The sequence below is a fragment of the Duganella sp. Root198D2 genome (assembly GCF_001428585.1).
Classification (GTDB): Bacteria; Pseudomonadota; Gammaproteobacteria; order Burkholderiales; family Burkholderiaceae_D; genus Rugamonas.
Genome location: NZ_LMIC01000051.1, coordinates 232,435 through 258,566, shown reverse-complemented (window position 1 = coordinate 258,566; position 26,132 = coordinate 232,435). Strand labels below are relative to the sequence as shown.

At 61.1% G+C, this 26,132-nt stretch carries 30 protein-coding genes; 3 read left to right on the top strand and 27 right to left on the bottom strand.

All coding sequences use genetic code 11. From position 1 onward, the window contains the following. Positions 1-42: 42 nt before the first annotated feature. The 22 genes from uvrC to ASE26_RS29455 form a co-directional block, all read right to left on the bottom strand. Positions 43-1,896 carry an excinuclease ABC subunit UvrC gene (gene uvrC, locus ASE26_RS29560; RefSeq protein ID WP_055936320.1) on the bottom strand — a complete coding sequence of 618 codons (1,854 nt, stop codon included), beginning with the start codon at positions 1,894-1,896 and terminating at the stop codon, positions 43-45. Further along, positions 1,889-2,287: a holo-ACP synthase gene (acpS, locus tag ASE26_RS29555; RefSeq protein WP_055936317.1), complete on the bottom strand. Its 399-nt coding sequence runs from the start codon at positions 2,285-2,287 to the stop codon at positions 1,889-1,891. Before acpS ends, uvrC begins: the two co-directional genes overlap by 8 nt. Then, on the bottom strand, positions 2,284-3,042 hold the full coding sequence (pdxJ, locus tag ASE26_RS29550; RefSeq protein WP_057247412.1) for a pyridoxine 5'-phosphate synthase: 759 nt from the start codon (positions 3,040-3,042) through the stop codon (positions 2,284-2,286). The genes acpS and pdxJ overlap by 4 nt, the downstream gene beginning before the upstream one ends. 9 nt (positions 3,043-3,051) lie before the next feature. After that, positions 3,052-3,828, bottom strand: coding sequence for a DNA repair protein RecO (gene recO, locus ASE26_RS29545; protein ID WP_082507541.1), 777 nt, complete (start codon positions 3,826-3,828; stop codon positions 3,052-3,054). Further along, complete coding sequence (gene era / locus ASE26_RS29540) at positions 3,828-4,730, bottom strand: GTPase Era (RefSeq protein ID WP_055936306.1); 903 nt, start codon at positions 4,728-4,730, stop codon at positions 3,828-3,830. Before era ends, recO begins: the two co-directional genes overlap by 1 nt. Before the next feature lie 18 nt (positions 4,731-4,748). Further along, the gene (gene rnc, locus ASE26_RS29535) at positions 4,749-5,537 is read right to left on the bottom strand and encodes a ribonuclease III (RefSeq protein ID WP_055936303.1); all 789 of its coding nucleotides are present in this window, start codon (positions 5,535-5,537) and stop codon (positions 4,749-4,751) included. 6 nt (positions 5,538-5,543) lie between these two features. Continuing rightward, complete coding sequence (locus ASE26_RS29530) at positions 5,544-5,915, bottom strand: DUF4845 domain-containing protein (RefSeq protein WP_055936456.1); 372 nt, start codon at positions 5,913-5,915, stop codon at positions 5,544-5,546. A gap of 27 nt (positions 5,916-5,942) precedes the next feature. Beyond that, a complete protein-coding gene (lepB, locus tag ASE26_RS29525; protein ID WP_055936300.1) occupies positions 5,943-6,872 on the bottom strand; it encodes a signal peptidase I in 930 nt (309 codons plus the stop codon). Continuing rightward, positions 6,869-8,662 carry a translation elongation factor 4 gene (lepA, locus tag ASE26_RS29520; RefSeq protein ID WP_055936297.1) on the bottom strand — a complete coding sequence of 598 codons (1,794 nt, stop codon included), beginning with the start codon at positions 8,660-8,662 and terminating at the stop codon, positions 6,869-6,871. Before lepA ends, lepB begins: the two co-directional genes overlap by 4 nt. A 137-nt stretch (positions 8,663-8,799) precedes the next feature. Further along, positions 8,800-9,042: a glutaredoxin family protein gene (locus ASE26_RS29515; protein ID WP_055936294.1), complete on the bottom strand. Its 243-nt coding sequence runs from the start codon at positions 9,040-9,042 to the stop codon at positions 8,800-8,802. A gap of 146 nt (positions 9,043-9,188) precedes the next feature. Then, positions 9,189-10,673, bottom strand: coding sequence for a DegQ family serine endoprotease (locus ASE26_RS29510; protein ID WP_055936291.1), 1,485 nt, complete (start codon positions 10,671-10,673; stop codon positions 9,189-9,191). 106 nt (positions 10,674-10,779) lie between these two features. Beyond that, entirely contained in the window at positions 10,780-11,037 is a 258-nt protein-coding gene (locus tag ASE26_RS29505) for a hypothetical protein (RefSeq protein WP_055936287.1), read from the bottom strand. 9 nt (positions 11,038-11,046) lie between these two features. Next, positions 11,047-11,625: a sigma-70 family RNA polymerase sigma factor gene (locus ASE26_RS29500; protein ID WP_055936284.1), complete on the bottom strand. Its 579-nt coding sequence runs from the start codon at positions 11,623-11,625 to the stop codon at positions 11,047-11,049. Between the two features lie 24 nt (positions 11,626-11,649). Further along, positions 11,650-12,033 carry a protein YgfX gene (locus ASE26_RS29495; RefSeq protein ID WP_057247411.1) on the bottom strand — a complete coding sequence of 128 codons (384 nt, stop codon included), beginning with the start codon at positions 12,031-12,033 and terminating at the stop codon, positions 11,650-11,652. A gap of 77 nt (positions 12,034-12,110) precedes the next feature. Further along, positions 12,111-13,355: a beta-ketoacyl-ACP synthase II gene (gene fabF, locus ASE26_RS29490; RefSeq protein ID WP_055936277.1), complete on the bottom strand. Its 1,245-nt coding sequence runs from the start codon at positions 13,353-13,355 to the stop codon at positions 12,111-12,113. A 39-nt stretch (positions 13,356-13,394) separates the two neighbouring features. Then, entirely contained in the window at positions 13,395-13,634 is a 240-nt protein-coding gene (gene acpP / locus ASE26_RS29485) for an acyl carrier protein (RefSeq protein WP_055936274.1), read from the bottom strand. A gap of 143 nt (positions 13,635-13,777) precedes the next feature. Continuing rightward, positions 13,778-14,524, bottom strand: coding sequence for a 3-oxoacyl-ACP reductase FabG (gene fabG / locus ASE26_RS29480; RefSeq protein WP_057247410.1), 747 nt, complete (start codon positions 14,522-14,524; stop codon positions 13,778-13,780). Between the two features lie 12 nt (positions 14,525-14,536). Further along, positions 14,537-15,478 (bottom strand): ACP S-malonyltransferase, encoded by a 942-nt coding sequence (fabD, locus tag ASE26_RS29475; RefSeq protein WP_055936265.1) that lies wholly within the window; start codon positions 15,476-15,478, stop codon positions 14,537-14,539. A 41-nt stretch (positions 15,479-15,519) separates the two neighbouring features. After that, positions 15,520-16,509 carry a beta-ketoacyl-ACP synthase III gene (locus tag ASE26_RS29470; RefSeq protein ID WP_057247409.1) on the bottom strand — a complete coding sequence of 330 codons (990 nt, stop codon included), beginning with the start codon at positions 16,507-16,509 and terminating at the stop codon, positions 15,520-15,522. Then, the gene (gene plsX / locus ASE26_RS29465; RefSeq protein ID WP_082507540.1) at positions 16,463-17,563 is read right to left on the bottom strand and encodes a phosphate acyltransferase PlsX; all 1,101 of its coding nucleotides are present in this window, start codon (positions 17,561-17,563) and stop codon (positions 16,463-16,465) included. The genes ASE26_RS29470 and plsX overlap by 47 nt, the downstream gene beginning before the upstream one ends. Positions 17,564-17,648: 85 nt before the next feature. Further along, entirely contained in the window at positions 17,649-17,831 is a 183-nt protein-coding gene (rpmF, locus tag ASE26_RS29460; protein ID WP_055936259.1) for a 50S ribosomal protein L32, read from the bottom strand. A 133-nt stretch (positions 17,832-17,964) separates the two neighbouring features. Next, positions 17,965-18,462 (bottom strand): DUF177 domain-containing protein, encoded by a 498-nt coding sequence (locus tag ASE26_RS29455; RefSeq protein ID WP_055936256.1) that lies wholly within the window; start codon positions 18,460-18,462, stop codon positions 17,965-17,967. A gap of 117 nt (positions 18,463-18,579) precedes the next feature. Between ASE26_RS29455 and ASE26_RS29450 the strand changes: the two genes are divergently transcribed. Both ASE26_RS29450 and ASE26_RS29445 read left to right on the top strand, forming a co-directional pair. Beyond that, a complete protein-coding gene (locus tag ASE26_RS29450; RefSeq protein WP_057247408.1) occupies positions 18,580-19,170 on the top strand; it encodes a Maf-like protein in 591 nt (196 codons plus the stop codon). 1 nt (position 19,171) lies between these two features. After that, positions 19,172-19,897: an SAM-dependent methyltransferase gene (locus tag ASE26_RS29445; RefSeq protein WP_055936250.1), complete on the top strand. Its 726-nt coding sequence runs from the start codon at positions 19,172-19,174 to the stop codon at positions 19,895-19,897. Position 19,898: 1 nt separating this feature from the next. On the opposite strand, the gene ASE26_RS29440 is transcribed toward ASE26_RS29445, so the two are convergent. Continuing rightward, positions 19,899-21,167, bottom strand: coding sequence for an EAL and HDOD domain-containing protein (locus ASE26_RS29440; RefSeq protein WP_057247407.1), 1,269 nt, complete (start codon positions 21,165-21,167; stop codon positions 19,899-19,901). Positions 21,168-21,234: 67 nt separating this feature from the next. Further along, the gene (locus ASE26_RS29435) at positions 21,235-22,155 is read right to left on the bottom strand and encodes a 23S rRNA (adenine(2030)-N(6))-methyltransferase RlmJ (protein WP_055936245.1); all 921 of its coding nucleotides are present in this window, start codon (positions 22,153-22,155) and stop codon (positions 21,235-21,237) included. A gap of 72 nt (positions 22,156-22,227) precedes the next feature. Between ASE26_RS29435 and ASE26_RS29430 the strand changes: the two genes are divergently transcribed. Then, positions 22,228-22,686 carry a GNAT family N-acetyltransferase gene (locus ASE26_RS29430; protein ID WP_055936242.1) on the top strand — a complete coding sequence of 153 codons (459 nt, stop codon included), beginning with the start codon at positions 22,228-22,230 and terminating at the stop codon, positions 22,684-22,686. Here the strand turns inward: ASE26_RS29430 and aceA are convergent. The 3 genes from aceA to ASE26_RS29415 all read right to left on the bottom strand — a co-directional run bounded on the left by aceA (position 22,683) and on the right by ASE26_RS29415 (position 26,103). Next, positions 22,683-23,984, bottom strand: a complete 1,302-nt coding sequence (aceA, locus tag ASE26_RS29425; protein WP_055936239.1) for an isocitrate lyase — start codon at positions 23,982-23,984, stop codon at positions 22,683-22,685. The genes ASE26_RS29430 and aceA overlap by 4 nt on opposite strands. A gap of 248 nt (positions 23,985-24,232) precedes the next feature. Beyond that, positions 24,233-24,727, bottom strand: coding sequence for a ribonuclease E activity regulator RraA (gene rraA, locus ASE26_RS29420; RefSeq protein ID WP_055936236.1), 495 nt, complete (start codon positions 24,725-24,727; stop codon positions 24,233-24,235). A 167-nt stretch (positions 24,728-24,894) separates the two neighbouring features. Then, entirely contained in the window at positions 24,895-26,103 is a 1,209-nt protein-coding gene (locus ASE26_RS29415; RefSeq protein ID WP_057247406.1) for an MFS transporter, read from the bottom strand. Positions 26,104-26,132: the final 29 nt, after the last annotated feature.

The window sequence follows — 26,132 nt, the reverse complement described above, 5'->3', positions numbered from 1 at the left end:
GACGCGCCGCTAGTGTATAACGGCGGCGCATTCAAAGCCACTCTAGTGCAACTGCCGGTAGATTTCTTCTGCCAGGGTGTGGGAAATACCCTCCACCGACTTCAGGTCCTCGATACTGGCGTTCATCACGCCTTTCAGGCCGCCAAAGCGGGACAGCAGCTTTTGCCGGCGCTTGGCACCGATGCCTTCGATCTCCTCCAGGCGCGAGGTCTGGCGCGCCTTTGCGCGCTTTGCCCGCATGCCGGTGATGGCGAAGCGGTGCGCCTCGTCGCGAATCATGGCCACCAGCATCAGGGCGGCGGATTCCTTGCCCAGTTCCTGCGGCTCGCGGCCATCGACGAAGACCAGCGTCTCGAGGCCGACACGCCTGCCCTCGCCTTTCGCCACGCCGACGATCAGGCTGATGTCCAGCCCCAGTTCGACAAACACCTGGCGCGCCATCTCAACCTGGCCCTTGCCACCGTCGATCAGCACCACGTCCGGCATCACGCCGTCGCCGCCGGCCACTTTCTCGTAGCGGCGCGTCAGCACCTGGCGCATGGCGGCGTAATCGTCGCCCGGCGTGATGTCGTTGATGTTGTAGCGGCGGTATTCGCCGTTCTGCATCTGATGATGGTGGAATACCACGCACGAAGCCTGGGTCGCTTCGCCTGCCGTATGCGAAATGTCGAAGCACTCCACGCGCAGAGTGTCGAGGTCTTCATTTTCCAGTCCCAGCACTTCGGCCAGCGCGCGGGTGCGGGCCTGCTGCGAGCCTTGTTCGGACAGCAGTCGTGCCAGCGAGATCTCGGCGCCCTTTTGCGCCAGGTCCTGCCATTGGCGGCGCTGGCCTTGCGGCTGGAAGATCAGGTGAATGCGGTGTCCGCACTGCTCCTGCAGCGCCAGGATCAGCTCCGGCTGGTCGAATTCGATATTCAGGATCAGCGTGCCGGGGATGCTCTTTTCCGTGTAATGCTGCACCAGGAAGGCTGACAGCACTTCCTGCTCGATCGGGCGCTCGGCTACGACCTCGGCGTCCATCACATGGGTCGGGAAGTAGGCGCGGTCGCCCAGATGGCGGCCGCCGCGCACCATGGCCAGGTTGACGCAGGCGCGTCCGCCCTGCACCACCACGGCCAGGATATCCACGTCCTGGTCGCCGGTGGTTTCCATCGACTGCTGGTGCAGCACTTTGGACAGCGACTGGATGCGGTTGCGCACCACCGCCGCCTGCTCGAATTTGAGCTCGGTGGCATAGGCCAGCATTTTCTGCTCCAGTTCCTGCATCACCTCGGTCTGCCGGCCGCGCAGGAAACGCGCTGCGTTATTGACGTCGTTGCGGTAGTCCTCGGGGGCTATCAGGCCCACGCAAGGGCCGCTGCAACGGCCGATCTGGTGCAGCAGGCAGGGGCGCGTGCGGTTCATGTAGACGCTGTCTTCACAGGTGCGCAACATGAAAACCTTTTGCAGGATCTGCATCGATTCCTTCACCGCCCACGATGAAGGGAACGGGCCGAAATACTGGTGCTTGCGATCCACCGCACCGCGGTAGTACACCATGCGCGGCACGTCGCCGCCCGTGATCTTCAGGTAGGGATAGCTCTTATCGTCGCGGAACAGGATGTTGTAGCGCGGCTGCAGCGCCTTGATCAGGTTGTTTTCCAGGATCAGCGCTTCGGCCTCGCTGCGCGTTACCGTGGTCTCCAGGCGCGCGATGCGCTCGACCATCAGCGCAATGCGCGGGCTCGACAGGTTCTTCTGGAAGTAGCTCGACACGCGCTTCTTCAGATCGCGCGCCTTGCCCACGTAAAGCACCTTGTCTTCGGCATCGAAGTAGCGGTATACGCCGGGCAGGTTGGGCAGCTTGGCAACGGTGGCCAGCACCTGTTCGCGTGGGTCTAAGGTTTCTTCAGTCATTCGCTCGCTCGACGATCGCATAGGCAACCGCGTAATCCTCTTCATCGCTCACGGAGATATGGGCGACCAGCGCGTTCTGCAACATGAATTCGCCCAGTGCACCGCTGCAGGCCATATAGGGCTTGCCCAAGTCGTCATTGAGCAACTGCGCCGTGTGCCAGGTCATCGGCGGGCGCAGGCCCAGGCCGAGCGCCTTGGAAAAGGCCTCCTTGGCGGCGAAGCGGGTCGCAGCATAGCGCACGCCGCGCAGCGGGCTGCGGGCGCAGCGTTCCTGGTAGACCAGGAATTCGTCAGGACCGAGGATCTTGCGCGCAAAGCGCTCGCCGCTGCGTTCAAGCGCGGCGGCGATGCGGGGTACTTTGCTGACGTCCGTCCCGATCCCGTAGATCATTTCGCGCCCAGGCGGGTCGACACCATGATGGCCTTCATCTCGCGCACGGCATTCTCCCAGCCGGCGAAGATCGAGTGCGCCACGATGGCATGGCCGATGTTCAGTTCGGCGATGTCCGGAATGGCAGCGATGGCCTGGACATTGGTGTAGTGCAGGCCGTGGCCGGCATTGACCTTCAGGCCATTCTGCACGCCCCAGCGCACCCCGTCCTTGATGCGCGCCAGCTCGCGCGCCTGCGCGTCGCCTTCGGCATCGGCATAGGCGCCGGTGTGCAGCTCGATCACTGGCGCGCCAACGGCGGCGGCGGCCTTGATCTGCTCTTCGTCGGCATCGATGAACAGGGAAACGCGGATGCCCTCCCCTTGCAGCTGCTTGACGGCGGCTTCCACCTCTTTGTGGAAGCGCACCACGTCCAGGCCGCCCTCGGTGGTGATCTCGGTGCGCTTTTCCGGCACCAGGCAGACGTCGGCCGGCTTGATGCGGCAGGCGAAGTCGATCATTTCCTGGGTGACGGCCGCCTCCAGGTTCATGCGGGTGAGCAGTTGCGGCGCCAGCGCAATCACGTCGGCATCCTTGATGTGGCGGCGGTCTTCGCGCAGGTGCAATGTAATGCAGTCGGCGCCGGCCTGTTCGGCCAGCAGCGCAGCGCGGATCGGGTCTGGATACACGGTGCCGCGCGCATTGCGCAGCGTGGCCACGTGATCGATATTCACGCCAAGGTCGATGACGGTGCCGGAGGGAGACAGGAAGCTCATATTCTTTTCTTAAAGTTGCAGCAAATCGATCAATATCTGGCGCGTATTCAATGGCGCGCCGCCAAGATGCCAGGACAACAGGTAGCGCATCAACTGTTTGCTTTGCGCTTGCGTGGCCGGGTCGGTGTAATCCTCGCGCTCCATGTCGAGCAGTGTCTTGCCGGCGACGCGCGGCGCTGTGTCGTCGTCGCGCTCCGGACGCGGGCCGCGATCCGGGTCCACCACATAATGTACATCGGCCACGACTTTCGTGCGCGTGTCGGTGCAGCGCGCCAGGTCGGCCGCCACGCCGGTCTCCTTCAGCAGCGCCATCTCGAATTTGCGCAGCACGATCGGCGCCGGTTCATTGTGGGCCAGCTGGTTGAGGGTGGAGACGTAATGGTCGAACAGCCTGGCATGCGCATCGTCGCGCGCGGTCAGCTTGACCAGCAGTTCGTTCAGGTAGAAGCCGCACAGCAGCGCGGTCTTTTCGAGGGGCAGCATGCCGCCGACCCAATCGGCGTCAGTCAATGTGCGCAGCTCGTTTTTGCCGGTCCAGCCGGTCGTCAGCGGCTGGAAGGTTTGCAGCACGCCGCGCAGCTGGGAGTGCGGCCGCTTGGCGCCTTTTGCAATCAGCGCCACGCGCCCGTAATCGCGCGTGAACAGCTCGACGATGAGCGAAGTTTCTTTGTAGGGATAGCTATGCAGCACGAAGGCCGGCTGCTCGCTGACCCTGGTGCCCACGGTGCGCTGCTGCCCTGGCGCGCGGCGGCGCTGGGTGGGCGCAGCGGCTGCCAGTTCAGACATTATTCGTAGCCGTATGCGCGCAGGCCGGCTTCGTTATCGGCCCAGCCGGATTTGACTTTCACCCAGATCTCGAGGTAGACCGGGCCGCCGAACAGCTTTTCCATGTCCTGGCGGGCCTGGGTGCTGACTTCCTTCAGGCGCGCACCCTTGTTACCGATGATCATGGACTTGTGGCCGTCGCGCTCCACCAGGATGGCGGCGAAGATGCGGCGCAGGTTGCCCTCCTGCTCGAATTTCTCGATCAGCACCGTGCTGGTGTACGGCAGCTCGTCGCCGACAAAGCGGAACAGCTTTTCGCGCACGATTTCCGATGCCAGGAATTTCTCGCTGCGGTCGGTAATATCGTCTTCGCCGAAGATCGGTTCATTTTCCGGCAGGTACTTCTTGATCTCGTTCTGCAGGCCGTCGAGCTGGAAGCGCAGCTTGGCGCTGACCGGCACAATCGCAGTGAACTGGAACTTCTCGGCGATCTGCTGCGCAAACGGCATCAGCACGGCCTTGTCTTTCACGCGGTCGGACTTGTTGATCACCAGGATCACCGGCACGTTCTTTGGCAGCAGGTCCATCACTTGCTGGTCGGCTGGGCCGAAGGTGCCCGCTTCCACGATGTACAGGATCAGGTCTGACGATTCGAGCGTGTTGGTGACGGTCTTGTTCAGCGTCTTGTTCAGCGCATTCGAGTGGCGGGTCTGGAAGCCCGGCGTATCGACGTAAATGAACTGGGCGTCCGGCACGGTCTGGATGCCGGTGATGCGGTGGCGCGTGGTCTGCGCCTTGCGCGAGGTGATGCTGACCTTGGCGCCGATCAGCGTATTCATCAGGGTCGACTTGCCGACGTTCGGCCGGCCGACAATGGCGATGTAGCCGCAGCGGAAGCCGGCGGGAGTGGGTGCACTAGTCATGATGCAAACTCAATTCAGTTATTGTTTGGCGAGCTTCTTGTCAGCCGCCGTTTCGCCCTGGACCGTGGCAATGCCGGCCAGCTTGAGCTGGGCCGAGCGCTGGCGCGGCTTGCGGCCCGCGGACGGCGCCTTCTTCAGGGCTTCCTCAGCGACTTCCAGTGCCAGCTTGGCAGCGGCCTGCTCGCCGGCGCGGCGGCTGCCGCCTCGCCCGAACACCTGGATGCCCAGCTTCGGCACCAGGCACTCGATCTCGAATTCCTGGCTGTGCGCAGCGCCATGGGTGGCGACCACGTTATACAGCGGCAGCGAGATCTTCTTCGACTGCAGGAATTCCTGCAGCAGCGTCTTGGCATCCTTGCCCAGGGTCTGCGGATCGACCGAGTCCAGGATCGGGATGTAGAAGGCACGGATCACGCCCGCGGCCTTGTCGAAACTGCCGTCCAGGTAAATGGCGCCCAGCAGGGCTTCCAGGGTATCGGCCAGGATCGACGGGCGGCGGAAACCGCCCGATTTCAGTTCGCCCTCGCCCAGGCGCAGGAACTGCGACAGCTCCAGCTTCTGGGCGATTTCGAACAGGGATTGCTGCTTGACCAGGTTGGCGCGCACACGCGACAGGTCGCCCTCGTCGAGGGAATTGAAACGTTCGTACAGAATGGAGGCGACCACGCAGTTAAGGATCGAGTCGCCGAGGAATTCCAGCCGTTCGTTATGCAAACTGCTGTGGCTGCGGTGCGTCAAGGCCTGCTGGAGCAATCCAACATCCTGGAACGTGTAGCCCAACCTGGTTTGCAATAACTGTAAATTCATCACTTGTTATTCAACCTTCTTCTTTGCGCCAGCCTTTTTTGTCGTGCCCTCATACTCCATCAGCAGGCTGGCCGGGCCAAACAAGGGAATCTTCTTCTCATAGGCGAAGCTGATGTCGAATTCGCCGCCATTGCGCTCGATAAGCAGGTCGCGCGAGGTAATCGAAGAGATATAGCCTACTTCGGCACTCCTGTTGAAGGAGTCCTGGATTGCCTTGATATTGTCGCCGCCATCCTTCTTGGCACGGTCAATCGCACCCGCGATGGAACGGTACTCAATGAAGGTCGGCAGGATCTGCGCACCAATCAAGCCGAGTACCCCCAGGATGGCGATCACAAAAATCAGGCCAATCAGGCTAATGCCACGTTCACGCTGCATGCGCATATGTTTTGCTCCCCTATCTGCTTAGCGAATGCCGCCAAGACGATCAAAATTGAAATTACCCAGGTTCATCCAGACGAAGAAAGCCTTGCCTACGATGTTCTTGTCCGGTACGAAACCCCAGATACGGCTGTCGGCACTATTGTCCCGATTGTCGCCCATCATAAAGTAATTTCCTTCAGGAACTACACACGAAAAGCCTTCATAGTTGTAGGTGCACGCTTCGCGGTGCGGATAATTGTCGTCCACCTGGCCGATCAGGACCGGCGGCGCCTTCTCATTGTTCAGGATGCGGTGCTGCACGTCGCCCAGCTGCTCGGTGAACTGTTTCTGGTAAGTAAGGGTGCCTTCTTCCAGGTAGTCTTCCATCGCGGTATAGCCAACCACCTGGCCATTCACCGTTAAACGCTTGTTTTGATAAACAATTTTATCACCCGGCACGCCAATCACCCGCTTGATGTAATCCTGGCTCATGTCCTTCGGATATTTGAACACCATCACGTCGCCGCGCTGCGGGTCGTTGAGCTGCACCACCTTTTTGTTGAGGATAGGCAGGCGGATGCCGTAGGTGTATTTGTTCACCAGGATCAGGTCGCCCACCAGCAGGGTCGGCACCATCGACGACGATGGGATCTTGAACGGCTCCCACAGGAAGGAGCGCAGGAAGAACACCAGCGCAATCACCGGGAAGAAGCTGCCCGAATATTCGATCCAGGTCGGCTGGCGCAGGATGTCCGCTTCCAGCTTGGAGCGGGCATTGCCCTGCTCGTCCATGCGGATGCCGTTGGCCGCCGAGCGCGCCATGCGCTCGTCGTATTCGACCAGGGCCCGGTTGGCGGCAGCGCGGCGCTGCTTGGAGAATACCACCAGGTCGAGGACCCAGATGATCCCCGTCACCACCATCAGGACGAACAGGATTAAAGCAAAATTGCCCAGGATGGATTGCAGTGTCATTTCTCGTCCACTTGAAGGATTGCCAGGAATGCCTCTTGCGGGATCTCCACGGAGCCCACTTGTTTCATGCGTCGCTTACCTGCTTTCTGCTTCTCGAGCAGTTTTTTCTTACGGCTGATGTCGCCGCCGTAGCACTTGGCCAGCACGTTCTTGCGCATCGCCTTCACGTTTTCACGCGAGATGATGTTGGAGCCGATGGCAGCCTGGATCGCCACGTCGAACATCTGGCGCGGGATCAGTTCGCGCATCTTGGCCGCCACGGCACGGCCGCGGTATGGCGCATTGGCGCGGTGCACGATGATGGCCAGCGCGTCGACTTTTTCGCTGTTGATCAGCATGTCGACCTTGACCACGTCGGCGGCGCGGTTTTCCTTGAACTCGTAGTCCATCGAAGCGTAACCGCGCGAGGTGGACTTCAGCTTGTCGAAGAAGTCCAGCACGATCTCGGCCATCGGCATTTCGTACACCAGCTTCACCTGGCGGCCATGGTAGGCCATATCCATCTGCAAGCCGCGCTTGCCGATACACAGGGTAATCACGGAGCCGACATACTCTTGCGGCATGTACAGGTTGACGGTGACGATAGGCTCGCGCACTTCGTTGATGTGGCTCGGGTCCGGCATGCGCGACGGGTTGTCGACGTGGATCACGGTGCCGTCGCGCATTTCCACCTCATACACCACGGTCGGCGCCGTGGTGATCAGGTCCATGTCGAATTCGCGTTCCAGGCGTTCCTGCACGATTTCCATGTGCAGCAGGCCGAGGAAACCGCAGCGGAAGCCGAAGCCCAGCGCTTGCGACACTTCCGGCTCGTACATCAGGGCGGCGTCGTTCAGCTTCAGCTTTTCCAGCGAGTCGCGCAGCGCGTCATACTGGTTGGCTTCGACCGGGAACAGGCCGGCGAACACCTGCGGCTGCACTTCCTTGAAGCCTGGCAGCGGCGCTGTGGCCGGCTTGGCCACGGTGGTGATGGTGTCGCCCACGCGTGCCGCTTTCAGTTCCTTGATGCCGGCGATCACAAAGCCAACCTGGCCTGCGCTCAGCTGCGGCAGCGAAACCGAGCGCGGCGAGAAGATGCCGATGTCCTCCACCAGCTGCACCGAATCGGTCGCCATCAGGCGGATCTTTTCTTTTGGACGCAGGGTACCGTTTACCACGCGCACCAGCATCACCACGCCGACATAGGAGTCGTACCAGGAATCGATGATCAGCGCCTGCAGCGGCGCTTCCGGGTCGCCCTTCGGCGGCGGCACCTTGGCGATGATCGATTCCAGCACATCTTCCACGCCCAGGCCGGTTTTGGCCGAGCAGTGCACCGCGTCGCCGGCTTCAATGCCGATCACGTCTTCAATTTCCGCGATCGCGGTTGGCGGGTCGGCGTTCGGCAAGTCGATCTTGTTCAGTACCGGCACCACTTCCACGCCCAGGTCGAGCGCGGTGTAGCAGTTGGCTACGGTCTGCGCTTCCACGCCCTGCGACGCATCCACCACCAGCAGCGCACCTTCGCAGGCCGACAGGGAGCGGCTCACTTCATAGGAGAAGTCGACGTGGCCCGGGGTGTCGATCAGGTTCAGGTTGTAGATTTCGCCGTTGCGCGCCTTGTATTTCAGGGCTGCGGTCTGGGCTTTGATGGTGATGCCGCGTTCACGTTCCAGGTCCATGGAGTCGAGGACCTGCGCTTCCATCTCGCGGTCGGACAGGCCGCCGCACAGCTGGATGATGCGATCGGCCAGCGTGGACTTGCCGTGGTCAATGTGGGCGATGATGGAAAAATTGCGAATGTTATTCATTAAAAATCGAAGCGAGCTATAACAAAAAGGCGCTTGAGCGCCTTTTTATGGAAATCAATGCAAGGGTAACCCCCGGCATTTTACCGGATTTCAGAGGAGAAAGCCGGATTTCTAGAGAAACAATGCCAGAACAGCAATCATTCCGACAACACGGCACGTACTCTGGCCTCGTCCAGGAAGTAATGGCACAGTTCCGGCTCAGCCGGATCGGCAAATAGCACCGGCACCAGCTCATCGAAACGCGCCACCAGGGCCGCGTCGGCATCGACGTCGATTACCTCGACGGTAAACGGCTTTTCCGGGGTTTGCAGGGCATTCAGGGCGGCCAGCATGTCGTCGCACAAGTGGCAGTAGGAGCGGGAGTACAGTGTGAAGTGCATTCAGGGCTTGCGTCGGCTGGTCTGCGCCCCCTCGGGCGCGGGTTGCCATTGTAGCGCCCCGGGGCATAACGGCAAACCGAATGCAAGGCCGCCGCGGGCTTGCCGCCCCGATGGGCGACAAACGCGCGGCGACGATGGGGCAGCGCTTACTTGGCAGCCGGCGTCGGACGCAGCGAGAAGTGCTGCGCCTGGCTGCCGCGGCGCACCAGCACGGCAGCGGCCCGCTTCGGATCCAGCTTGGCCACGGCAGCATTGAACTGCTTGGCATCCACGATATCCTGGTTATTCAGCATCAGCAGGATATCGCCCTGGCGCAGGCCGGCAGCCTCGGCCGGGCCGTCGGTATCTTCGACAATCACGCCACCGCTTACACCCAGCTCACGCTTCTGCGCCGGGGTCAGGTCGCTGACCACGAAGCCCAGCGTATTGGCTGCGCTGGCAGGCGCCTCATCCTTCTTCTCGCCCTTCCTGCCGCCGGAACGGCCGGCCACCTTGCTGTCCGGATCGGCCTCGCCCACGGTCACGTGCACGTCCACCGGGGCGCCCTTGCGCCACACCGTCAAGGTCGACTTGGTGCCTGGCGCCGTGCCCAGCACCATGCGGGTCAGGTCGGCAAAGCGGTCGATCTCCTTGCCGTTGTACTTGATGACCACGTCACCCACGCGCAGGCCGCCTTTGTCGGCCGGGCTGCCCGATTCGACCTGGGTCACTTCCGCGCCCTTGTTGCTCTTCAGGCCCAGCGACTCGGCGACGTCCTTGTTCAATTCGCCGATCTGCACACCCAGGCGGCCGCGCGTTACCTTGCCGGACTTCTTCAGCTGGTCGGCCACGCGCATCGCCTCGTCAATCGGAATCGCAAAGGAAATACCGTTATAGCCGCCCGACAGCGTCGCGATCTGGGAATTGATGCCGATCACTTCGCCGCGCAGGTTGATCAGCGGACCACCCGAGTTGCCTGGATTGACCGCCACATCGCTCTGGATCAGCGGCAGCAGGTCGCCGGTATCGCGCGCCTTGGCCGAAATGATGCCGGAGGTCACGGTGTTCTCCAGGTTGAACGGCGAGCCGATGGCGATCACCCATTCGCCCACGCGCGCCTTGTTCGGGTCGCCAATGGTCAGGTATGGCAGCTTGCCGCTATCGATTTTCAGCACGGCCACGTCGGCGCGCGCATCGGCGCCCAGCACCTTGGCCTTGAATTCGCGCTTGTCGGTCAGCGTCACGTAGACCTCGTCGGCGCCATCGACCACGTGGGCATTGGTCAGCACATAGCCGTCGGCCGACACCACGAAGCCGGAACCGATGCCGCGCTGGATTTCCTGGCCCGGCGAAGGCAGGTTGCGGCGGCGCGGGGTTTGCCCCTGGCCGCGGGGGATCTGGCCGCCAAAGAAACGGCGCAGGAATTCCTGCATTTCATCGGCCTGCCCGGCCGCGTCGACATCCTTCTGGGTAATGCGTTCGGTGGTACGGATATTCACGACTGCCGGGCCGACTCGTTCAACGAGGTCGGCAAAATCCGGTAAACCGGCCACGGCGGGAGCCGCTGCATAGGCGGGCGCGAAACCGGCAACGGCCGGCAGGCCGAGGGAGGCTGCACTGAGGACCAGCGCAGAAATCATGGTTTTTTTCATGGTTGCGTTCAATGAAAGTCAATGAAGAACAAGCAATATAAATCAGCTTCGCGTTAAACGGGAGCCGGATATTGTGACGATATGTTGCGGGCAACCCCGCCCGGTTTCAAGAGGCTGTTTCAACAGCCTCCGAGCCCTGCCCCGCATCACGCGCGGGCTCGCCCGCTTGCCCGCCCTCGCCGGCCTGGGCGCCTGCCGCCGCCGGCCGGCCATCCTGTCCCGCTGCATCGAGCGCGGCCGCCAGCCGCGCCGCGAAACCGGCGCTCGGCTCGACGCCGGCCACGCTTTGCCGCAGCGCCTGCCCGATCATCGCATGGACCTGGGCGCCCACAGGCAGCCCTTCCTCATCCGGCAGCAAGATCATTGCCCCTCCTCACCAACGCTTATCGACAGGCAAATCCAGCAAAGGCCGCAGGCGCCGCGCAATCGCTTCACGCGCCCGAAAAATCCGGCTGCGCACGGTTCCCAGCGGACACTCCATGATTTGCGCAATTTCCTCATAACTCAAGCCCTCGATCTCCCGCAGCACGATGGCGGTCTGCAGTTCCAGCGGCAATGCCTCGAGTGCCGCATCGATCGCCAGCATCACCTGTTTGCTGAGCAACATCGATTCCGGGGTACCGATCTCGGGCAGCGGCGCCGGCAACTGGGACGGCGCTATAGCCTGCGGCGCACTGCGCTGGCGCCGCCGCAGGATCGCATTGCGCGCGCCGTTCAAGGCAATCCGGTACAGCCAGGTGTAAAACGCTGCTTCGGCCCGAAAGCGCGGCAAGGCGCGGTACGCCTTCAGGAAGGTCTCCTGCACCACATCTTCCGCTTCGGCCGGATCGCGCAGCAGGCGCAGCACCAGCCGCAGCAGCCGCCGCTGGTAGCGCGCCACCAGCAAGTCGAAGGCTGCCCGCTCTCCCGCCCGGGCCCGCTCGACCAGCTCACGATCTGGGTCCTCCGACATAAGAGCAGCCCCGCGAAGATTGGTTCACATTTTTTGAAGCTGGGCCCGCACTGCTGCTTGCAGCCGGCGCCATTCGCCGCGCGCGACTGAATCGGGCAGCAAGACCAGCCACAGGCGTTGCCCCTGTTCCAGCTCCATATGCAGCAGCAAGGCGCCGGGCCAGGCGGTGCAGCCGTCCAGCAAGCGTGCCCGGCACTGCTTCCGGTATACCGTCAGCCGGATTTCTCCGACACCGGAAATATCAATGTGGCTGCAATTGACTTCGCGCCGCAGGCTTGCCAGCGCCGCTGCCGCCAGCAAAGGCTGCCCGCTCCAGGCACCCACGGCCAGCACGGACGCAACAATTCCTGCCCGCAAAGCGTTCAGGCATGGCGACGGACGGACAGCGACAGAGGCCGCGATCGACATCGGATAAATAATCTGGGGGGGTACAGCGGAAGCGCTCGCCCCGGTGCTAAGACCGGGGCCAGGCTTGGAAGTTCCGTTTAGACTTTAGCGAACAGCAGGCTGCCGTTGGTGCCGCCGAAGCCGAAGGAGTTCTTCAGCGCATAGTTGATCGTTGCTTCACGCGCGGTATTGGCGCAGAAGTCCAGATCGCATGCCGGATCCTGATTGAACAGGTTGATGGTCGGCGGGATCACCTGGTTGTGGATCGCCAGTACGGTAAACACGGTCTCCAGGCCGCCAGCGCCGCCCAACAGGTGGCCGGTGGCCGACTTGGTGGAGCTGACAACCAGCTTCTTGGCATGGTCGCCGAAGGTGCGCTTGACACCCTGGACTTCCGCCACGTCGCCTTGCGGGGTCGAGGTACCGTGCGCATTCACATAGTTCACCTGGTCAGGGTTGATGCCAGCGTTCTTCAGCGCGTTTTGCGCCGACTTGCTGCCACCAGCGCCGTCTTCCAGAGGCGAGGTCATGTGATATGCATCGGCGCTCATGCCAAAGCCCAGCAATTCTGCATAGATCTTGGCGCCGCGCGCTTTCGCGTGTTCGTACTCTTCCAGAACCATGACGCCTGCGCCTTCGCCCAGCACGAAGCCGTCGCGGTCCATGTCCCATGGGCGGGACGCGGTAGCTGGGTCATCGTTGCGCGAGGACAGTGCGCGAGCCGAAGCGAAACCGCCCAGGCCCAGTGGCGATACGGTGGATTCCGCGCCGCCGGCGATCATGACATCCGCATCGCCGTATTCAATCAGGCGAGCAGCCGCACCGATCGAATGCAGGCCGGTGGTGCAAGCCGTCACGATGGACAGGTTTGGACCGCGCATGCCGTACTTGATCGACAGGTTGCCGGAAATCATATTGATGATCGAGGCCGGTACGAAGAACGGGGAGATACGGCGCGGACCGCGCTTGTCGTAGTCTTCCTTCTGCGCTTCGATCATCGGCAAGCCGCCGATGCCGGAACCAATGATCACGCCGATGCGATCGGCATTTTCTTCGGTGACCGTGATGCCGGAATCCTGGATTGCCTGGATGCCAGCGGCCATGCCGAAGTGGATGAATTTATCCATGTGACGCGCTTCTTTGGCGTCGAGGTAGTCCTCGACGTTGAAGCCTTTCACTTCACCCGCGAAACGGGTGGAAAAGGCCGACGCGTCAAAACTAGTAATGTTTGCGATCCCGGACTTGCTCTCGGTGATTGCTTTCCACGCGTCGGCAACGCTGTTGCCGACGGGGGAAATTACACCAAGGCCGGTGACCACTACACGACGGTTTTTAGAACTCAAGCGAGTCTCCCGGAGTGGATCGGAGAGTCAGGGCTTTGATTAGGCCTTGACGTGTGCAGTTGCGTAGTCGATCGCTTGCTGCACGGTGGTGATCTTTTCAGCTTGTTCGTCTGGGATTTCCATTTCGAACTCGTCTTCCAGTGCCATTACCAGTTCAACGGTGTCCAGGGAATCGGCGCCCAGATCGTCAACGAAGGAGGATTCGGTCTTGATGTCTGCTTCAGCGACGCCCAGTTGTTCAGCGACGATTTTCTTAACGCGTTGTTCGATATCCGACATGTTATGGCTCCAATATGTTGTTACGGAAAGCGCGCATTTTAGCAGGTTTGCGCGCCTATAAACTAATTTCGACGTTTGATTTGATCTACGTTGAAATCACTATTAAATGATGCGATCGTGCGGCATTATGCCGCATAACCGTATCAATTCATATACATACCACCGTTCACGTGAAGGGTGGTACCGGTAATATAAGCGGCAGCTGGCGAAGCCAGGAAAGTGACCGCTGCAGCGATGTCTTCCGGCTTGCCCAGGCGGCCCAGGGGAATCTGGGTCAGCAGGGTCGCATGCTGGTCTTCGCCCAGCGCCTTGGTCATATCGGTATCGATAAAACCTGGTGCAACGCTGTTGACGGTAATGTTGCGGCTGCCGATTTCACGGGCCAGGGCGCGGGTCATGCCCTCGACGCCAGCCTTGGCGGCAGCGTAGTTCATCTGGCCAGGATTGCCGGCCGATGCCACCACGGAGGTGATGTTAATGATACGCCCGGTCTTGGCTTTCATCATGCCGCGCAGGACCGCGCGCGACAGGCGGCCAACCGAAGTCAGGTTGGTGGCAATCACGCCGTCCCACTCCTCGTCCTTCATGCGCATGGCCAGGTTGTCCTGGGTGATGCCCGCATTGTTGACCAGGATGCCGACGGCGCCGCAGGTTTTCGAGATGTCGTCGATGATGGCAGCGCACTGCTCGGCGTTGGTGACGTTCAGCACCATGCCCTTGCCTGCTTCGGCGCCGATGTCAGCCAGGTAAGCCGAAATTGCTTCAGCGCCGGCTTCGGTGGTGGCGGTGCCGATCACTTTCGCGCCCTGGCGGGCCAGTTCCTGCGCGATTGCCTTGCCGATGCCGCGCGAGGCGCCGGTCACCAGTGCTACTTGATTAGCGAGAGTCATTATCGTCCTTCTTTATTTCAGGGTTTCCAGCATGCGCTCGAGGGTTGCCTGGTCGTAGATGGCTTCGCCAACCAGGCGGGCGTCGATACGCTTGGCCAGGCCCATCAGGACCTTGCCCGGACCGCATTCAACCACATTCGTGATGTCGTCGGCAGCAACTTTTTGCATGGTTTCCACCCAGCGCACCGGGGAGGCAGCCTGGCGCACCAGCGCATCCTTGATCGATGCCGGGTCGGACAGCACGGCCACGTCGACGTTGTTGATCAGCGGGATTTGCGGCACGTTGAAGTGGATCGACGCCATGTAGTCGCGCAGGCGGTCCGAAGCCGGCTTCAGCAGCGAGCTGTGGAACGGGGCCGAGACCGGCAGGCGCATGGCGCGCTTGGCGCCTTTGGCCTTGGCAATTTCGCAGGCTTTTTCGACTGCAGCGGTATGGCCGGCCACCACCACTTGTGCCGGCGCATTGTAGTTAACTGCTTCCACGATTTCGCCCGGCACTGCGGCAGCGGCTTCGGCGCAGGCTGCACGCACGTCTTCGTCGGACAGGCCCAGCATGACAGCCATGGTGCCCTGCCCTACCGGCACGGCTTCCTGCATCGCTTGCGCGCGGAAGCGCACCAGCGGCACCGCGTCTTTAAAGGAAATCACGCCCGCGGCAACCAGGGCCGAGTACTCGCCCAGCGAGTGGCCGGCAACCACGCTTGGCACCGGACCGCCAGCGGCGATCCAGGCGCGGTAAGCTGCCACGGCAGCGGTCAGCATGACCGGCTGGGTATTGGTGGTCAGGTCGAGTTCTTCTTTCGGACCTTCGGCAATCAGCTTGCCCAGGTCGAACTGCAAAGCATCGGAAGCTTCAGCAAGGGTTTGCGCAACCACCGGGTTGCCGGCAAAACCTTCCAGCATGCCCACGGCCTGGGAACCCTGGCCCGGGAACACGAACGCGAATTTATTCATCTTTCAACCTTTAGACTTCTTATTCTAAAAAGGACTGCATTTTATAACATGCGCGCCAGGACGGCACCCCAGGTGAAGCCGCCGCCCACACCTTCCATCATCACCACATCGCCCTTCTTCACGCGGCCATCGCGCACCGCGACGTCAAGCGCCAGCGGGATCGAAGCGGCGGAAGTATTGCCATGCTGGTCGACAGTCACCACCATCTTTTCCGGCGCCATGCCCAGCTTCTTGGCGGTGCCGTTCATGATGCGGATATTGGCCTGGTGCGGGATCAGCCAGTCGATCTGCCCGGAGGTCATGCCGGCCGCATCCAGCGCCTCGTACGCCACCTTCTCCAGCACCGACACTGCCAGCTTGAACACCGCCTGGCCATCCATGTAGAGGAAAGCGCTGCCGGCGATGGCGCCGTTGGACAGGCTGCCCGGTACGCGCAGCACATCGGAATGACGACCGTCCGCATGCAGCTTGCACGCCAGGATGCCCGGCTCTTGCGACGCGCTCATGACAATCGCGCCAGCGCCATCGCCAAACAGCACGCAGGTGGTACGGTCTTCGAAATTCAGGATGCGTGAGAAAACTTCGGCGCCGATCACCAGCACATTCTTGTGCATGCCGGACTTGATGAAGCTGTCCGCAGTCGACACCGCATAGACGAAGCCGCTGCACACGGCTTGCACGTCCACTGCCGCGCAGTTGTTGGTCATGCCCAGCTTCTTCTGCACGATGCAGGCCGTGCTGGGGAAGCTGCCGTAGAAGTCGGGCGTCGAGCTGGCGACGATGATCAGGTCGATATCGTCCGGCTGCATGCCGGCCATTTCCAGCGCGCGCCTGGCAGCGATCACGCCCAGGTCGGACGAAGCCTGTTCCGGCTCCGCATAGTGGCGAGCGGAGATGCCGCTGCGCGACACAATCCACTCGTCCGACGTCTCGATACCCTTGGCAGCCAGTTGGGTCGCCAGTTCATGGTTGGTGACGCGTTTCTCAGGCAGGTAGCTGCCCGTGCCTACGATCTTGCTGTACAGGGTCATGCGTGTCTCTCGGTTCGGTTGGCGGCTCTTCTTGCGGCATCAGTTCGGCAATCATTGCCGACAAATGCTCTTGTACGTCGTTTTTTGCCGCATCATATGCACGACGGATCGCCCATTCATAGGCCTCCGCCTCCGCCCCGCCATGGCTCTTGAACACCAGGCCGCGCAGGCCCAGCAAACCAGCGCCGTTATAGCGGGCAGGATTCAGGCGATTACCGATCTGCTTCAGGGCCGAGCGCGCAATGAGGGCGCCCAGCATGGTGATCGGATTTCGCTTGAATTCGGTTGTCAGCACCGTCTTCACCAAACGCGCCAGGCCTTCCACCGCCTTCAGCGTTACGTTACCGACGAAGCCATCGCACACCACCACGTCGGCGGTGCCTTTGAAAATATCATTACCTTCCACGTTGCCGTGGAAATTCAGGGCGCCGCGCGCATGGTCGGCCTTCAGCAGCTCCGCCGTGGCCTTGACCACCTCGTTACCTTTGATGTCTTCGGTACCCACGTTCAGCAAGCCAATGCTTGGGCGCTCAATGCCCTCGGCAGCCTGGCACAGCACCGAACCCATGATCGCGAACTGGTGCAGGTGGTGCGGCTCGCAATCCACGTTGGCGCCCAGGTCCAGCACGTAGGTCGGACCGTTCTTCTGATTAGGCAGGATACTGCAGATCGCCGGGCGGTCGACGCCAGGCATGGTTTTCAGCACATAGCGCGAGACTGCCATCAGCGCGCCGGTATTGCCGGCAGAAACGCACGCGGCGGCATTGCCCGCCTTGACCTGCTCAATGGCCACGCGCATCGACGAATCCTTCTTGCGGCGCAAAGCGACCTCGAGCGGGTCATCCATGGTGACCTGTTCAGATGCGTGAAGGATAGTCAGGCGCGGTTCGGCCTCGGCGTGGTGCTTCTTCAATTCAGCGCGAATAACGTCTTCCAGGCCAACGAGGATCAGCTCGGCGTTCGGTTCGTGCTTGAGGAAAGAGATTGCTGCGGGAATGGTAACTGAGGGGCCATGATCGCCACCCATGCAGTCGATAGAGATTTTGATTGTCATTGTATAACTCAAAGAAAAAGCGGCGCGACGTCAGAGAACCTGCGTAGCACCGCTTTGTCTTGTGGCCAAAGGCTACAAACGTCGATTACTCGTCGTTCTTGGTCTTCAGCACTTTGCGACCACGATAGAAGCCGTTAGGCGAAATGTGGTGACGCAGGTGGGTTTCGCCGGTCACTGGCTCAACGGCCAGGTTCGGTGCTACCAGAAAATCGTGCGAACGGTGCATGCCGCGCTTCGACGGGGATTTCTTGTTCTGTTGAACAGCCATGATGACTCCTAATACTAAAGTTCTAAGATTTTAACACATCCGATGCGCAAAAACATGCGAATCGAGCTTTTACATCCATGCCAAACTCGATTACTGCACGCGTTTTGACACGTTCTTTGCTACTACAAACCGATTAATTCGTTTTCAGGCCTTTCAGGCCGGCGAAGGGCGATGCCTTCTCATTTTTCGCAGAGTCGACCAGCGAGGTATCAGGGCACACCTCGTGCTTCGGCGCTTGCGGCAAGGCCAGCAGGGCCTCATCTTCAACCAGGTCCATGAGATTCATGGAGCGCGCACCAACGATGACGTCAATGCTTTCATCGTCAATGACTTCCTCGATCTCGTCCGCATCCGCGTCATCTTTGCCGAGCAGCAGGATGGTCGATGAATCGATTTCATATTCAAACGGGCTCAGGCAGCGCTGGCACACCAGTTGCACTTTACCGGCAACGGTCAGGCGCAGCTGCGGGTAGCCCTGCTTGCTGGAACCGCCTTCCACCTTCCAGGACACCTCACCGGAAGTATTGGCGCATTCCTTGCCAAACCGGGTCATTTCAGCGACGGGAGCTACCCCTTCCTTGCTGCTGTTGGTCCGACAAAATTCAAAAGCGTCGATCTCAAAAGCATTCATTGGCTAAAATTTCCCTCGAAAACCTGCGATAATAACAGGATTTTCCACACCACGTCAAAGACTTGCGAGACTTTTCGCTCTTTTTCTACGGCGCAGAGAGCATATAACATTTCCCTGATGAAAACAACCAACATCATCCTTGCATCCAGCTCGGCCTATCGCCGGCAACTGCTGTCGCGCCTCCAGCTGCCCTTCACAGTCGACGTACCGGATATCGACGAAAGCCCTCAACCGGGCGAATCACCGTCCGCCACCGCTTTGCGACTGGCCCGTGAAAAGGCCGCCGCCGTGGCTTGCCGCCATCCGGGCGCACTGGTTATTGGCTCCGACCAGGTCGCCACTTTGGACGATGAACAAATCGGCAAACCTGGCAACCATGCCAATGCGCTGGCCCAATTGCAGAAAATGCGCGGCCGCGAAGTGGTATTCCATACCGCCCTGTGCCTGTGGGATGGGCGCAACAATACCCACCAGCTTGAAGACATCCGCACCACGGTCAAGTTCCGCGACCTGCCGGATGAAGAACTGGATGCCTACCTGCGCCTCGAACAGCCCTATGATTGTGCCGGCAGCGCCAAGAACGAAGCGCTGGGCATCGCCATTCTCGAACGCATCGACTCCAACGATCCGACTGCCCTCACCGGCTTGCCTCTGATCGCATTGACCGGCATGCTGCGCGCCGCCGGCGTCACCTTCTTTACCAAGTAATATGACTGGAACACTGTTTTTAATCCCTAACACCCTGGGCCCAACCGAATCACTGGACCAGGTCATCCCGCAGCACGTGCAGCAGCTTACCAGCCAGCTCACCCACTTCGTCGCCGAAAACGCCAAGACCGCGCGCGCCTTCCTGAAACAAGTCGGCACCGCCAAGCCGATCCAGGAAATCGCCATCAGCGAGCTGAACATCAACACGCCGGCCCAAGCGCTGCAAGCCCTGCTCGAGCCCCTGAAAGCCGGCCACGATGTCGGCCTGCTGTCCGAGGCCGGCGTCCCTGCGGTGGCCGATCCCGGTGCCGACCTGGTCCGCCTGGCCCACGCCAGCCACATCCCGGTGCGCCCGCTGGTCGGCCCCTCCTCCATCCTGATGTCCGTCATGGCCAGCGGCCTGAACGGCCAGAGCTTCGCCTTCAACGGCTACCTGCCGACCGATGCCGCGCAACGCGCCAAGCGCCTGAAAGAACTGGAAACCCGCTCGCGCCAGGAAAAGCAAACGCAGCTGTTCATCGAAACGCCCTACCGCAACGCCGCCATGCTGGAAGCGCTGGTCGGCGCATGCCACAGCAGCACGCTGATCTGCGTGGCCACCGACATCAGCCTGGCAACGGAAACGATCCACACCCGCACGGGCGCTCAATGGAAAGGCCTGCTTGACTCCGGCAAGGCGCCGGACTTCCACAAGAAGCCTACGGTTTTCCTGCTACTGGCCCAATAGGCTATTGAACCGAGTGGGCATATTCATTGACCCACTCGAACGCCTCGCACTGCAAGGCATACAGCGCCGAGGGCGCCAGCTCGAGCTTGTGCAGGATGCCGGTCAGTTCCTGCCCCTCCTGCGCCCGCTCGATCAGTTCGATCAGGCGCAGCGCCAGGCCCAGTTCGCCTTCGCGATGCAGCAGCGCATCGCGCACCTCGTCCAGCACATTGACGCTATCAAGGATTTCGCCCATGCGCACCGAGAACAGCGCATCCATCAGCGACATGATGCCAACCGTGAAGCCGATATCCGCCGCCACCCTCTCGGAAGGCCGCGTATGCCCCATCACCAGCTCCATGGTCTTGCCGCGCGTGGTCGCCATCTGCAGCAGCGGCGAATCGAATTCCGAGCCCTTCACATACAGCAGGATCTGCAGCCAGCGCTGCAACTGGCGCCGCCCCAGGACGATCAAGGCGTGGCCGACCGAATTGATGCGGAAGCGCGCTCCCACCGACGGCGTATTCACCAGCCGCAGCAGGTTCAGGGAAATCAAGGGGTCATGTTTGACGCTGCGCTCCACCTCGCGCTGGTCCGCATCCTGGTTCAGCAAGTCGAGCAAGTGCATGATGGACAACTGGGAAGGCGTAATCTTCTTCCCGCTCAGGATTACCGGCCGCGCAAAATAATAGCCCTGGAAGTACTCAAAACCCAGGTCCATGCATTCGCGGAACTCCTCGACCGTCTCCACCTTCTCGGCCAGCAGCTTCTGGTTCGGATTGCGCAGGTAGCGCGTCAATTCGGGCAAGCGGCCGCGTTCGATCTGCTTGATGTCGACCTTGATCACGTCCATCAGCGGCCGCAAAGCCGTCACCGCCTCGCTCTCGCCCGCCACATCGTCCAGGGCGAACTTGTAGCCCGCCTGCTTCAACTCCTGCACCCGCCTCAGCACGTCCGGCGTCGGCTCCACCGACTCCAGCACCTCGAGGATGACCTTATCGTTGGGCAGGAAGTGAATGAAATCGCTCATCAACCCCGTCGTATCGACATTGACGAAGGCAAGCTGGTCGCCAACCACCTGCTCCATGCCCAGCTCGGAAGCATGGGCAATGACGGAAGCAGTGGCATGGGCACCGTCAGTCACATGGGCTTCATGGACTTCGGCATTTCGATAGAGCAGCTCGTAGGCCACGAGCCGCTGGCTGCGGTTGAGGATGGGTTGCCGTGCCAAGAAGAACTGATTGGCATACGGCATTGGAATCGGCACTTCACTTTCAACCACGGCTGTCATGGGTTTCCCCATTGCTAAAACACATGGTTACAAGACTATACCCATTAGTGCAGTCTTGGCAATATTTTTATGCGCTGCGCGACGCACCTTTCTTCGCTGTGGTCGCATCACCACTCTCCAGCGTGAACTGGGCGCCGGCATCACGGCCCAGAACCTGGACCAGATAAGGCAGCACCTGGCGCAGTATCGGCTCCAGCGTGTACGGCGGATTCAGCAGGAACATGCCGCTCGTGTGCAGCGCAATGCCGTCAGGCGTCGGCGTGCTGATGCACAGGGTCACGTTCAGCCAGCTCTTGGCCGGCAAGTGCTTCATGCGCTCGGCAAAGTTGCGCGCCTCAATGCGCTGCAGCACCGGGTACCAGACCGCGTACGTGCCGGTCGGGAAGCGCTTCAGCGCATCGTTCAGCATCTCGGTGACCTTCTTGTAGTCCTGCTTGTCCTCGTAAGGAGGATCGCACAGCACGAAGCCGCGGCGCGACGGCGGCGGCAGCAGCGCCTTCACGCCGAGGAAACCATCGGCCTTGTTGACGATCACGCGCTTGCCGCGCGCAGTCGGACGACGGCCATTGGCAGCCTGGTGCTGCTCCAGTTTGTAGAAATTATCGGCAAGGATCTTGGCATCCGACGGGTGCAGCTCGAACAAGCGCAGGCGGTCTTCTTCGCGCGCCACGATTTCGGCGCAATACGGCGAGCCAGGATAGAAGCGCAGCTTGCCGCTCGGGTTCAGGTCCTTGATCAGTTGGACGTAGTCGGCCAGCGGCTGCGGCAAGTCATCACGCTCCCACAACGGGCCGATGCCGGTCTCGAATTCGGCAGTCTTGGTGGCTTGCGCGCTGTCCAGCGAGTAGACGCCGGCGCCGGCGTGGGTGTCGATATAGGTATACGGCACGTCCTTCTGGTTCAGGTATTCGAGGACCTGGACCAGGACAAAGTGCTTGAGGATGTCGGCATGATTGCCGGCATGGAACGCGTGGCGGTAACTGAACATAAAAGAGAGGCGGGAAGATAAGATTTGCCCGCATTATCTCATGCGCATCATGGCCTGCGGTACACTGGCCGCATGATTGCCTTCCTGCCAGCTGCCAGCACCGACATTCCAGCCCTGTGGGAACTGCGCACGCGCGCGCTTCGCAAGCAATGCGCCGCCCATTACGCGCCGGATATATTGAACACCTGGGCCGCGGCCCCGGCCCCTGCGGCCTATCCCGCACTCCTGAAGCAAGGCGGCGGCATCAAGGCGCACATCGGCGGCGAACTCGCCGGCTACGCCATCCTCGAACGGGAACGCAATGAAGTCGATGCGGTCTTCGTGGACCCGCATTTTGCCGGCCGAGGCGTCGGCAAGGCCTTGATGCGCGCCCTGGAGCAGCTGGCCAGCCACCCCACGGCCCTGCACCTTTACGCCTCGCTGAATGCCGTGCCCTTTTACGAAGCAGCAGGCTATCGCGCCATCGAAAGCATGCAGTACCAGCACCCGTCGGGGATCCTGCTGGACTGCGTGTTCATGACCCGCGGTTAGGCGACCTTCTTGTTTTCGTCGAAGAACTGCGCGTCTTCGGTCGAACCGTGCAGCGCGGTGGTGGAGCTCTGGCCCTGCTGGATGGCCAGGGTCACGGCGTCAAAGTAGCCGGTACCGACTTCGCGCTGGTGCTTGACGGCGGTGAAGCCCCTGGCTGCGGCCGCGAACTCGGCTTCCTGCAACTCCACGAAGGCCGACATCTGGCGCCGCGCATAGCCGTGGGCCAGGTTGAACATGCCGTAATTCAGCGAATGGAAGCCCGCCAGCGTGATGAACTGGAATTTGTAGCCCATGGCGCCCAACTCCTTCTGGAACTTGGCAATGGTGGCGTCGTCCAGGTTCTTCTTCCAGTTGAAGGACGGCGAGCAGTTATAGGCCAGCATCTTGCCCGGGAACCGGGCATGAACGGCTTCGGCGAATGCCTTGGCAAAGGCCAGGTCCGGCTTGCCGGTTTCGCACCACACCAGGTCAGCGTAAGGAGCATAGGCCAGCGCGCGCGCGATCGACTGGTCCAGACCGTTGCGGACCTTGTAGAAGCCCTCCACGCTCCGTTCGCCGGTGCAGAAAGGCTTGTCGTTATCGTCCACATCGGAAGTCAGCAAATCCGCCGCCTCGGCGTCGGTGCGTGCAATCACCAGGGTCGACGTGCCCATCACATCGGCCGCCAGCCGCGCAGCGGCCAGCTTTTCGAGCGCCTCGCGGGTAGGCACCAGCACCTTGCCGCCCATATGGCCGCACTTCTTCACGGACGCCAACTGGTCCTCAAAGTGCACGCCGGAAGCGCCCGCCTCGATCATGGCCTTCATCAGCTCAAAGGCGTTCAGCACGCCGCCGAAGCCGGCTTCCGCGTCGGCCACGATGGGCGCGAAATAATCGATATCATCCTTCCCCTCGGACCACTGGATCTGGTCGGCACGCTGGAAGGTGTTGTTGATGCGGCGAACAACCATCGGCACCGAATTGGCCGGATACAGCGACTGGTCCGGATACATTTCGCCGGCCAGGTTGGCGTCGCCCGCCACCTGCCAGCCGGACAGGTAAATCGCCTTCAGGCCGGCCTTCACCTGCTGCATGGCCTGGTTGCCGGTCAGGGCCCCGAGCGCATTGACGAAAGGCTCGTTGTTCACCAGGTGCCACAACTTTTCCGCGCCGCGCTTTGCCAGGGTGTGTTCAATGGCCAGGGAACCACGCAAACGCACCACGTCTTCCGCGCTATAGGTGCGGGTGACGCCTTTCCAGCGTGGATTGGTATCCCAATCGTGCTGCAAAGCAGCGATTTGTTCGGCGCGAGTTGCCATGATGATCTCCTACGAAAGCGTTAGAAAACGAAAACCGTTAGGGATATCTTAGGCTTGATTGTTTGGGTGCAACACTGTCTTACATAAGACACATGAGCACTATTTATCCTCGACGAATCATGCGCTTAGCAGCAATATTCCATGATACGGAACGTAATTTCTCATTTCGAGAGAAACAAGGTTGGTTGAATTGGTGCACTTTCCATCGCATGAAACGATGTTTTCACATCGTGGAAAGCGCAACAATATCAGGCAAGCTTTTGCCGTGCCACCAGCACCCCATCCAGGTCCGCATAAATCCAGTCGCCTGGTTGGATGGCCACGCCGGCAACCTGCACGTTCACATCACGCTTACCGACACCATCGCGCGCGCTGCGCTGGGGGTGCGTAGCCAGGGCCATGATGCCGACATCGCACTCCGCCAATTCCGCGCTATCGCGCACGCAACCATCGACGATCACGCCAGCCCAGCCATTATTCTGTGCCAGCAAACCAAGCTGGCCCCCGACCAAAGCCCGGCGCAAGCTGCCCCCACCGTCCACCACCAGCACCCTTCCCGCGCCCGGGGTTTCCAGGGTTGCACGCACCAGCGCATTATCCTCATGCACCTTCAGCGTCGCCGCCGGCCCGGCAAACCGGGCCCGCTTGCCAAAGTGGCGGAAAAATGGCGACAGCACTTGCAGGCTACCGTCATCCAGCATGCCAGGATTGTCATCACAAAGGTCAGTCGTAGCAAAACTCATAGCATCACTCCCAAAAAAGTCGGTACCAGGTCTGTCATTCGGACACAGACACAATATCTTTGATTTAGCTCAATACGCAAATCTGGGTCATTTTGCGTATTGAGAAAGATCAAAGGAATGTGCCGTCTGTCCAAATGACAGACCTGGCACCGAATTTGGCAACCTATTTACGCGGCGGCGCCGGCAGTGGCGCGGGTGCGGCTGCCGACGCCTGTGGCGGTGGCGATTGCGAGCAGCAGGAAGAAGGCAATGCCGGCAAAGACAAACTGCGGCTTGCCGGCGTCCATCATCAGGCCGAACAACAGTGGGCCGACCGACAGGCCGCTGTCGAGGCCGGAGTACACCACGCCATACACGCGGCCCGTGGCATTCTTCGGCGCGGCGGCGCGGATCATCAAGTCGCGCGATGGGCCGGCTATGCCGGAGAAGAAGCCGACCAGCGCCATCAATACCAGCGCGCCCCAGGCAGGTACAACCGCCAGCCCAAGCAACAGCGCCAGTACGGCAGCCAGTGCGAATGCGGCGGCAATCGTGCGGTCATGGTTCTTGCGGCCAGCGCCAAGGAAGCCGCCCAGCATCATGCCTGCCGCGGATGCCAGCATGTAGGCTGTGAACGCGCTGGTCGCCATCGCCAGCGACATCCCGTATAGCTTGACCAGGCCGGTCGAGGCGAAACTCTGGATGCCGCCCAGCGCCAGCGCGGTCAGGAAGAAAAATCCAAAACACATCCACACCGAAGGCAGGCGCAGGAAGTCAAGCGACCCTCCGTTTTGGGCGCCGGGCGCATGCGCAGCAATCGGGTCGGCTCGCAGCGCTTCACGGTTCCACCACAGGATCGCCAGCACAATCGCAGGCAGTGCAGCCGCCGACAACAGGGCTGTGCGCCAGTCGGTGGCGCTGGCTACTCCCGTCAGGAACAGCGGCGCAGCAGCCCAGCCAAGGCTTCCGCTGATGCCGTGCACCGAAAAGCCATGCGCCAACCGGTCGCGCGATACGCGCTGGTTGAGGATCGTGTAGTCGGCCGGGTGGAAGATGCTGTTGCCCATGCCTGCCATCAGCGCGCCCGCCAGCAGGCCGGCATAATTCTGGGCGTTCGACAGCACCAGGGCCGATATGCCCAGCATCGCCATGCCGGCGAACAGCACACGGCGCGCGCCCACCCGGTCGACCACGAAGCCGGCCAGGGCCTGGCCAATGCCGGAAACGACGAAGAATACCGTCATCAGCAATGCCAGTTCGGAGTAGCTCAGGCCAAAGGCCGTCTTCAGCCAGGGAAACAGCGCTGCCAGGATCAGGTGGTAAAAGTGCGAGACGCCGTGCGCCAGCCCGACCAGGCCGATCACACGGGCGTCCGTGCGTAAGGTTTGATTATCCATTCCGTACCTCGTTCCTATTGAGAATGGAA

What these genes read in the sequence shown, in the direction of transcription:
- uvrC (WP_055936320.1), bottom strand. Translation starts at nt 1,896, where the DNA reads ATGACTGAAGAAACCTTAGACCCACGCGAACAGGTGCTGGCCACCGTT.
- acpS (WP_055936317.1), bottom strand. Translation starts at nt 2,287, where the DNA reads ATGATCTACGGGATCGGGACGGACGTCAGCAAAGTACCCCGCATCGCC.
- pdxJ (WP_057247412.1), bottom strand. Translation starts at nt 3,042, where the DNA reads ATGAGCTTCCTGTCTCCCTCCGGCACCGTCATCGACCTTGGCGTGAAT.
- recO (WP_082507541.1), bottom strand. Translation starts at nt 3,828, where the DNA reads ATGTCTGAACTGGCAGCCGCTGCGCCCACCCAGCGCCGCCGCGCGCCA.
- era (WP_055936306.1), bottom strand. Translation starts at nt 4,730, where the DNA reads ATGACTAGTGCACCCACTCCCGCCGGCTTCCGCTGCGGCTACATCGCC.
- rnc (WP_055936303.1), bottom strand. Translation starts at nt 5,537, where the DNA reads ATGAATTTACAGTTATTGCAAACCAGGTTGGGCTACACGTTCCAGGAT.
- ASE26_RS29530 (WP_055936456.1), bottom strand. Translation starts at nt 5,915, where the DNA reads ATGCAGCGTGAACGTGGCATTAGCCTGATTGGCCTGATTTTTGTGATC.
- lepB (WP_055936300.1), bottom strand. Translation starts at nt 6,872, where the DNA reads ATGACACTGCAATCCATCCTGGGCAATTTTGCTTTAATCCTGTTCGTC.
- lepA (WP_055936297.1), bottom strand. Translation starts at nt 8,662, where the DNA reads ATGAATAACATTCGCAATTTTTCCATCATCGCCCACATTGACCACGGC.
- ASE26_RS29515 (WP_055936294.1), bottom strand. Translation starts at nt 9,042, where the DNA reads ATGCACTTCACACTGTACTCCCGCTCCTACTGCCACTTGTGCGACGAC.
- ASE26_RS29510 (WP_055936291.1), bottom strand. Translation starts at nt 10,673, where the DNA reads ATGAAAAAAACCATGATTTCTGCGCTGGTCCTCAGTGCAGCCTCCCTC.
- ASE26_RS29505 (WP_055936287.1), bottom strand. Translation starts at nt 11,037, where the DNA reads ATGATCTTGCTGCCGGATGAGGAAGGGCTGCCTGTGGGCGCCCAGGTC.
- ASE26_RS29500 (WP_055936284.1), bottom strand. Translation starts at nt 11,625, where the DNA reads ATGTCGGAGGACCCAGATCGTGAGCTGGTCGAGCGGGCCCGGGCGGGA.
- ASE26_RS29495 (WP_057247411.1), bottom strand. Translation starts at nt 12,033, where the DNA reads ATGTCGATCGCGGCCTCTGTCGCTGTCCGTCCGTCGCCATGCCTGAAC.
- acpP (WP_055936274.1), bottom strand. Translation starts at nt 13,634, where the DNA reads ATGTCGGATATCGAACAACGCGTTAAGAAAATCGTCGCTGAACAACTG.
- fabG (WP_057247410.1), bottom strand. Translation starts at nt 14,524, where the DNA reads ATGACTCTCGCTAATCAAGTAGCACTGGTGACCGGCGCCTCGCGCGGC.
- fabD (WP_055936265.1), bottom strand. Translation starts at nt 15,478, where the DNA reads ATGAATAAATTCGCGTTCGTGTTCCCGGGCCAGGGTTCCCAGGCCGTG.
- ASE26_RS29470 (WP_057247409.1), bottom strand. Translation starts at nt 16,509, where the DNA reads ATGACCCTGTACAGCAAGATCGTAGGCACGGGCAGCTACCTGCCTGAG.
- plsX (WP_082507540.1), bottom strand. Translation starts at nt 17,563, where the DNA reads ATGACAATCAAAATCTCTATCGACTGCATGGGTGGCGATCATGGCCCC.
- rpmF (WP_055936259.1), bottom strand. Translation starts at nt 17,831, where the DNA reads ATGGCTGTTCAACAGAACAAGAAATCCCCGTCGAAGCGCGGCATGCAC.
- ASE26_RS29455 (WP_055936256.1), bottom strand. Translation starts at nt 18,462, where the DNA reads ATGAATGCTTTTGAGATCGACGCTTTTGAATTTTGTCGGACCAACAGC.
- ASE26_RS29450 (WP_057247408.1), top strand. Translation starts at nt 18,580, where the DNA reads ATGAAAACAACCAACATCATCCTTGCATCCAGCTCGGCCTATCGCCGG.
- ASE26_RS29445 (WP_055936250.1), top strand. Translation starts at nt 19,172, where the DNA reads ATGACTGGAACACTGTTTTTAATCCCTAACACCCTGGGCCCAACCGAA.
- ASE26_RS29440 (WP_057247407.1), bottom strand. Translation starts at nt 21,167, where the DNA reads ATGACAGCCGTGGTTGAAAGTGAAGTGCCGATTCCAATGCCGTATGCC.
- ASE26_RS29435 (WP_055936245.1), bottom strand. Translation starts at nt 22,155, where the DNA reads ATGTTCAGTTACCGCCACGCGTTCCATGCCGGCAATCATGCCGACATC.
- ASE26_RS29430 (WP_055936242.1), top strand. Translation starts at nt 22,228, where the DNA reads ATGATTGCCTTCCTGCCAGCTGCCAGCACCGACATTCCAGCCCTGTGG.
- aceA (WP_055936239.1), bottom strand. Translation starts at nt 23,984, where the DNA reads ATGGCAACTCGCGCCGAACAAATCGCTGCTTTGCAGCACGATTGGGAT.
- rraA (WP_055936236.1), bottom strand. Translation starts at nt 24,727, where the DNA reads ATGAGTTTTGCTACGACTGACCTTTGTGATGACAATCCTGGCATGCTG.
- ASE26_RS29415 (WP_057247406.1), bottom strand. Translation starts at nt 26,103, where the DNA reads ATGGATAATCAAACCTTACGCACGGACGCCCGTGTGATCGGCCTGGTC.